This window comes from Polaribacter sargassicola (assembly GCF_021991835.1).
Lineage (GTDB): Bacteria > Bacteroidota > Bacteroidia > Flavobacteriales > Flavobacteriaceae > Polaribacter > Polaribacter sargassicola.
In genome coordinates this window covers 1-320 of record NZ_JAHDAU010000132.1, presented here as the reverse complement: position 1 = coordinate 320, position 320 = coordinate 1, and the positions used below count along the sequence as shown (strand labels likewise).

The window sequence follows — 320 nt, the reverse complement described above, 5'->3', positions numbered from 1 at the left end:
AAGGGTGTCCACGGATGCTGCGCGATCCCACGGAGCGGAGGCGATGAGCGTGCTGATCGAGGAGGGACGGGTCGACGAGATGACAGCCACGCGCTTCGAGGGGCCCACGCTGCAGCTGGTCCGGGGTGCCGTCGCCGAGAACCTGCGACGGATGCGCACGGGAGGACCGGTCATGGCTGTGGTCAAGGCCGACGGGTACGGCCACGGCGCGCTCGCCGTGGCGAATGCGGCCGTGGACGCGGGAGCCGAGTGGCTGGGCGTCACCGACGTGGCCGAGGGCGCCCTGCTGCGCCGGAGCGGGATCGGGACGCCGATCCTCG

General features: G+C 72.5%; 1 protein-coding gene. It reads left to right on the top strand.

All coding sequences use genetic code 11. The features are described from left to right. Positions 1-43 precede the first annotated feature (43 nt). Positions 44-320: alanine racemase (locus tag KI686_RS16170; RefSeq protein ID WP_237590354.1), on the top strand; the 277-nt coding region annotated here is incomplete at its 3' end.